Annotated in this window: 5 protein-coding genes; 2 read left to right on the top strand and 3 right to left on the bottom strand. The window is 65.7% G+C overall.

Features of this window, described 5'->3' with window-relative positions:
• The first annotated feature begins 499 nt into the window (after positions 1-499).
• A complete protein-coding gene (locus DBR12_RS06300) occupies positions 500-2,230 on the top strand; it encodes a helix-turn-helix domain-containing protein (protein WP_158274983.1) in 1,731 nt (576 codons plus the stop codon).
• Here DBR12_RS06300 and DBR12_RS06295 read toward each other — a convergent pair.
• Positions 2,195-2,662, bottom strand: a complete 468-nt coding sequence (locus DBR12_RS06295; protein WP_108616485.1) for a hypothetical protein — start codon at positions 2,660-2,662, stop codon at positions 2,195-2,197. The genes DBR12_RS06300 and DBR12_RS06295 overlap by 36 nt on opposite strands.
• 97 nt (positions 2,663-2,759) lie before the next feature.
• Here DBR12_RS06295 and DBR12_RS06290 point away from each other — a divergent pair, with 97 nt between their 5' ends.
• Positions 2,760-3,128, top strand: coding sequence for a MerR family transcriptional regulator (locus DBR12_RS06290; RefSeq protein ID WP_108616482.1), 369 nt, complete (start codon positions 2,760-2,762; stop codon positions 3,126-3,128).
• Between the two features lie 91 nt (positions 3,129-3,219).
• Here the strand turns inward: DBR12_RS06290 and DBR12_RS06285 are convergent, their stop codons facing one another.
• Positions 3,220-4,842 carry a SpoVR family protein gene (locus DBR12_RS06285; protein ID WP_108616484.1) on the bottom strand — a complete coding sequence of 541 codons (1,623 nt, stop codon included), beginning with the start codon at positions 4,840-4,842 and terminating at the stop codon, positions 3,220-3,222.
• Between the two features lie 5 nt (positions 4,843-4,847).
• Positions 4,848-5,700 (bottom strand): YeaH/YhbH family protein (locus tag DBR12_RS06280; protein ID WP_108616481.1); only part of this gene is annotated, 853 nt, incomplete at its 5' end.

Below are 5,700 nucleotides of genomic sequence, written 5' to 3'. Positions count from 1 at the left end.
GGGTTGGGGTTGGGGTTGGGGTTGGGCCGGGTGTTGGTGACGTGCCGGGCTCCCGTGGATGCTCCGGCTCGGCATTGCTCCCGGAACCGGGCGCGGGAAGGGTGCCCGCTGGCGGTTCGGTGCCGGGCGCGACACCATCCAGGGCATCGCCTTTTCCGCCGCCGCAGGCGGTCAGAACCATGGTCAAAAGCAAGGGGACAAGCTTGTGTGCCTGCATGGGGTGGAAGATCCTGTGTGCTGAAAATCGGGTGGGGCGAAAGTCGGTCTCTGCCGCTTCTTTCTTCTTTATGCAGCCTGGACAAGCGTGTCAGCGCAAGTCGGCAATGCCTGCGGACGCAAAGCTCCATCTGGCGGCGGCGCAGACTACCAATCCCCGCCCCAGGCGCCAATGGCAATAGCGCTCGGGGTCACCACATCAGACGCACGCGGGCGCCGGGAGCGCCTTGCCGACTGCGGCAGCCGGATACATTTGCCGCTCGATGAGCACAGAGGCACTGGTTTGAATTCAACGCATCCCGCAGGCGTCGCGCTTGAAATGCGCTGGCTGCAGCCGCTCTACCACCGCCTGTCCGGCAGGCCCGATTTGCTCCGCGCGCTGGAGCTGGAGACCGGCCTGCGGCGGACCGATCCGAGTGACCGCAGCCTGCTCGACCATGCGTCGCTGTGCCATCTCATCGAACGTCTCCATGCGGCCAACGAGCCCCACGCCTGTGCCTGGTTGGCGCTGCAGTTCGACGCCAGCGTCGGCAGCGGTCAGGTGTACTTCCTTCGCAGTTGCGCCCAACTGCGCGAGCTGCTGGCCGAGCTGATGACCAACCAGCCCCTCTTGTTGCCATTCGGCTTTTTTGGTTTCTTCATCGACCTGCAGGCCGACAGCTTTGAAGTGCGCCTGCAGCCGCACCGCACCCCGGTCCGGCTTGCCGAGCTCCTGCTCGCTGAAGGAGCGCTGGCCTGGCTCAAGCGCATCCTCGACCTGAGCCTGTCGTTCAGCACCGTACCAATCGCGGCCCGTTCGATGGCACCGCCAGCCCCATGTGCCGAGCCGCTGGAGGCCCTGCTGGGCGCCCCTGTGCAGTTCGACGCCCCCCATGGCTCCTTGCGCTACCCGCTCGGCCTGCTCGACCTGGCGCTGCCCGGCGGCAACCCCCGGATCAAGCACGCGATGCGCATGGCCTTTGTCGCACAGCTGCGCCACAGCGATGCCCCGCGCCCCCTGAGCCGCAGGCTGATCGGCTGCCTGCTGACACACGACGGCGCCGGGCGCGCCAGCATTGAGGGCATGGCATCGCGGCTGGGCATGTCCGGCAGGGACATGCGTCGCCAGCTGATGGCGGAGGGCATGCGTTTCGCCGATATCCACAACGCCCACCGGAGGCGCCAGGCATTCCAGCTGCTGGTGCAGGAGGGCACGCCGGTGGAGGCGGCGGCGCGCAGTCTCGGCTACGCCAGTCGGGCATCTCTGGAGCGCGCCTTTGCCAACTGGTTTGACACCACGCCCGCCCTCGCCCGCCAAGCCCGCCTGCAACTGGCGGCCCTGGCCATCGACGAGGACTGGAGCGACCCGGTACCGCTGCTGCGCATGCTCCCGACTTCCATCCACGGGGCTGTGGATGCTGCGGTCTGGCTGCAAGACCTGGAGCAACCAGCCATCCCCGTCCTGCAAGCCTACCTGCTGGGCCTGGCCAACCGGGCCGAGTACGGCGGCCAATTGCTCCACGACGCCAGCGGGCTGGCGGGCCCATTGCGCCCCGCCCGCCTGGGCCAGTTGGTACAGGGGCTGCAGCTGCAAGCAGGCCCCGGACGACCGGTGGCCGACCTGGAGCCCTTGTGGCATGCCCGCCTGGCCGCATTGGCCCGCCTGCCAGGGCTCCCGTGGTTTGAAGCGCTCAGCGCCGATGAGCAACGGCGCACCCAGCAAGACCTGGCCTGGTATGAGCTGGGCGCGCTGTTGATGTACCGGCTGGTGGGCGCCCCCTATGGACGCCTGTTGGAAGAAGCCGCAGCCTGGCCCCGCGCCCGCTTGCTGGAGCAGGAGCGCCTGCACTTCGGGCTGGACAGGCATATGGCAGGGGCCATGCTGCTGTCTGCCTGGGGACTGCCACGCCACGCAATCCACACGCAGCGTGCAGCCAGCCACCCGGCTACCCTCGCTGCCACGCGGCTCGCCGCATTGTATGAGCCCGTTCCCCCCCCTTCAGGCGCTACGCGCCTGCGGACCGAGCCTCTCTAACCTGGGTGGGCAGATGGCCATGTCCACGCCCGACACACGCCACCACTGCAGTACGCCAAACACCAGCTCGAACGCCGTGAAGCCCAGCACGATGGCACTGCCCCCGTGCGCCACGGCATAGATCAGCCAAGCTGCAAACAAGAGGCGCGCCACACCATCCAGCCGCCCCAGCAGCAGCGAAGGCGCCACGATGCGTGCCACCGACCACACCACCACCACCGAGCCGAGCAGGTTAGCCAACATCATGTGCGTGGTGTCCAGTGGGTGCAGCGTTCCAGGTAACCCCAGCGCCTGGGCCAGCAGGTTCAGCTGGGCGTAGAGCCAGGCAAAGGTCCAGGGCAAAGCAAACGGCCAGGTGACAAGCAAGTCGTACCAGCCGCCGGCGCGCACGATGCGCAGGTAACGGTCAGAAGCCAAGGCGGGAATGTGCATGGAAAAAAACCTCAGGGAATGGATGAAGCCCCGAGCTTCCACCTTGAAGTACGCTTCAGGGTCAAGCACTTTGTGAATATCGTCGAGAGAGAACGCCATGCTGATAGGAGAACTGTCCACTGCCTCAGGCCTGAGCCGCGAGGCGCTGCGCTTTTATGAACAGCAGGGTCTGATCCGTGCACGGCGCCTGGCCAACGGCTACCGCGACTACCCACCCGAGGTGGTGACGCTGGTGCAGTACATCCGCACGGCGCAGCAGCTGGGCTTTACGCTGGCCGAGATCGGCGACCGCCTGCCCAGCATCTGGGACGCCCCCGAACCCGGTCCGCTGCTCAACCAGGTGCTGGCCAGCAAACTCGGCGAGATAGACGCGCGCATTGCAGCGCTGCAGACCCTGCGCCAGACACTGGCCGAACGCGTGGCCACCGACTGCCCTCTGCACACCCGGGTCCGTCAAACTGCCTGAGCAGCGCAAAAAACCTGAAAAAACAGGCCTTTCCGCGTGCTCACATTGCCTTTTAAGCTATCAAATATATAGCATACAATCCATTGCGACCTCACGCCGCTGGCGCAGGCACCATGTGCAAGAGCACCGGGTGGTTGCCATAGGCGTCCACCCCTTCGATCTGCACGCCGAAGCCCCACAAGCGGGCCACATGCCTGAGCACCTCCTGGGTGTCGCTGGCCAGCGGGCGGCTCTGGTACTGGGTGTGCCGCAGGGTCAGGCTGCGGTCGCCGCGCAGGTTCACGTTCCAGACCTGGATATTGGGCTCGCGCGTGCCCAGGTCGTACTGCTGCGACAGCAGCTGGCGCAGGTTGCGGTAGCCGTTTTCGTCGTGGATCTCGCTGACCACCAGATCGCCCTGGCTGGCGTCGTCGTGCAGCGCAAACAGGCGCATCTCGCGCATCAGGTGCGGGCTGAGGTACTGGCCGATGAAGCTCTCGTCCTTGAAGTTGCGCATGGCATGGTCAAGCGCAGGCAACCAGGGCGTGCCCGCGATGTCGGGGAACCAGCGCCGGTCCTCCTCCGTGGGGTTCTGGCAGATGCGCTGGATGTCGCGGTACATGGAAAAGCCCAGCGCATAGGGGTTGATGCCGCTGTAGGCGCGGTGGCCCACGGGCGGCTGAAAGACCACGTTGGTGTGCGAGCCCAGCCACTCGATCATCACCCCGTCGCTCAGGTGGCCCTCGTCATACAGGGTGTTGAGCAGCGTGTAGTGCCAAAAGGTGGCCCAGCCCTCGTTCATGACCTGGGTCTGGCGCTGCGGGTAGAAATACTGCGCGATCTTGCGCACGATGCGCACGATCTCGCGCTGCCAGGGCTCCAGCAGGGGCGCGTTCTTCTCGATGAAGTACAGGATGTTCTCCTGCGGCTCCTGCGGAAAGCGGTTCTGCTCAGGCACGGCATCGTCCTTGCCCGGGCGCGTGGGCAGGGTGCGCCACAGCTCGTTGATCTGTTGCTGCGCATAGGCCTCGCGCTGCGCCCGCTCCAGCCGCTCGCGTGCCAGGTTTTTCTTGGAGGGGCGGCGGTAGCGGTCTACCCCGAAGTTGGCCAGCACGTGGCAGGAGTCGAGGATGCGCTCGACCTCGTCAAAACCGTAGCGCTCTTCGCACTGTGCCACGTAGTCCTTGGCATACACCAAGTAGTCGATGATGCTGGACGCGTCGGTCCACATGCGGAACAGGTAGTTGCCCTTGAAGAAGCTGTTGTGCCCATAGGCTGCGTGGGCAATCACCAGCGCCTGCATGGCGGTGGTGTTCTCCTCCATCAGGTAGCTGATGCAGGGGTTGGAGTTGATGACGATCTCGTACGCCAGCCCCATGTGCCCGCGCCGGTAGCGCCGCTCGGTGGCCAGAAACTCCTTGCCATAGCTCCAGTGGCGGTAGTTCACCGGCATGCCCACGCTGGAGTAGGCGTCCATCATCTGCTCGGCGGTGATGATTTCGAGCTGGTTGGGGTAGGTGTCCAGGCCAAAGCGCTCAGCCGTGGCGGCAATGGCCGCGTGGTAGCGGTCGATGAGGTCGAACGTCCAGTCGCTCGGGTCGGGCAGCGGCTCAGCGGGCCGCGCGCCGGGGGGCAGGGGCTGCACGGGCACGGCATGTTGGCGGCGCTCGCCCACGGCGGCAGCCTTCCAGGGGTTGTCGTGGATGCGGCGCTCCAGCACCGGGTACTGGGTCATGTTGTTCACAGCGGCACCCCTTCCTTTTTGAAGAGATCGCGGAACACAGGGTAGATCTCGCTGGGCTGCGACACCTTGCGCATGGCGAAGTGCGAGAACTGCGGCAGCAGCTGGCTGTATTCCTCCCACAGGTTCTGCTCTTCCTCGGCCACCTGCACATAGGCAAAGTAGCGCACCAGGGGCAGGATGCGGTCCACCAGCAGGTTGCGGCAGTTGCCGCTGTCGTTGGTGAAGTTGTCGCCATCGCTGGCCTGGGCCACGTAGATGTTCCAGTCGCCGCTGGGGTAGCGCGCACGGATGATCTGGTCCAGCAGCACCAGCGCGCTGCTGACCACCGTGCCGCCGCTTTCGGTGGAGTGAAAAAACTGCTCCTCGCTCACCTCGGCGGCCTGGGTGTGGTGGCGGATGAAGACGATGTCGATCTTTTCGTAGTGCCGCGTGAGGAACAGGTAAAGCAGGATGAAGAAGCGCTTGGCCAGGTCCTTGCGCGCCTCGTCCATGGAGCCCGAGACATCCATCAGGCAGAACATCACCGCCTGGCTGTTGGGCACCGGCACCTGGATACGGGCGCGAAAGCGCAGGTCGATGGGGTCGAGGTAGGGAATGCGGCCGATACGCACCTGCAGCGCATCAATGCGGCGCTGCAGCGCCGCAACGACGGCCTCGTTGGCGCCATCGTCCTGCGCCAGCAGGGCGTCCAGCTCGGCCTGCAGCGCCAGCAGCTCGCGGTGCGCAGTCTTGCCCAGCGCAATGCGCCTGCCCAAAGCGCCGCGCATGGTGCGCAGCACGGCCAGGTTGTTGGGAATGCCGTCCTGGCTGTAGCCCGCACGGCGCGACTTCCACAGTGGGTTCTCGCCG

Origin of the sequence: Acidovorax sp. HMWF029 (assembly GCF_003060895.1) — a bacterium.
Lineage (GTDB): Bacteria > Pseudomonadota > Gammaproteobacteria > Burkholderiales > Burkholderiaceae_C > Acidovorax.
Note: the sequence above shows the minus strand (reverse complement) of the source record. Positions and strands in the feature narration are given on the sequence as shown.